This is a genomic window from Planobispora rosea (genome assembly GCF_014648175.1).
Classification (GTDB): domain Bacteria; phylum Actinomycetota; class Actinomycetes; order Streptosporangiales; family Streptosporangiaceae; genus Planobispora; species Planobispora rosea.
The window spans coordinates 1-656 of record NZ_BMQP01000146.1 but is presented as its reverse complement, the minus strand read 5'-3'; the positions used below and the strand labels follow the sequence as shown (position 1 = coordinate 656).

At 62.8% G+C, this 656-nt stretch carries 1 pseudogene; it reads right to left on the bottom strand.

From position 1 onward, the window contains the following. Positions 1 to 656 (bottom strand): annotated as a pseudogene (locus IEZ08_RS39155) (DNA-directed RNA polymerase subunit beta); the annotation flags it as partial.

The following is a 656-nucleotide window of genomic DNA, read 5'->3' as shown; positions in this document are numbered from 1 at the left end:
TGAAGTACAGGTTCTCCAGCAGGGTCTGCGCCGACTCCCGGGTCGGCGGCTCACCCGGCCGCAGCTTGCGGTAGATGTCCAGCAGCGCATCATCCTGACCGGCGGTGTGGTCCTTCTCCAGCGTGGCCCGCATCGACTCGTACTGCCCGAAGCGCTCCAGGATCTGCTCATTCGTCCAGCCCAGCGCCTTGAGCAGCACCGTCACGGCCTGCTTGCGCTTGCGGTCGATGCGCACACCCACGCTGTCGCGCTTGTCGATCTCGAACTCCAGCCAGGCGCCCCGCGACGGGATCACCTTGCAGCCGTACAGGTCCTTGTCGGAGGTCTTGTCGATGCTGCGGTCGAAGTAGACCCCCGGCGAGCGCACCAGCTGGGAGACCACCACCCGCTCGGTACCGTTGATGATGAAGGTGCCCTTGCCGGTCATGAGCGGGAAGTCGCCCATGAACACGGTCTGGCTCTTGATCTCGCCGGTGGTGTTATTGATGAACTCCGCCGTGACGAACATCGGGGCGGAGTAGGTCATGTCCTTGTCTTTGCACTCATCAACGGAGTACTTGGGCGGCTCGAACCGGTGGTCCCGGAACGACAGGGACATGGTTCCGGAGAAGTCCTCGATCGGACTGATCTCCTCGAAGATCTCTTCAAGACCCGAC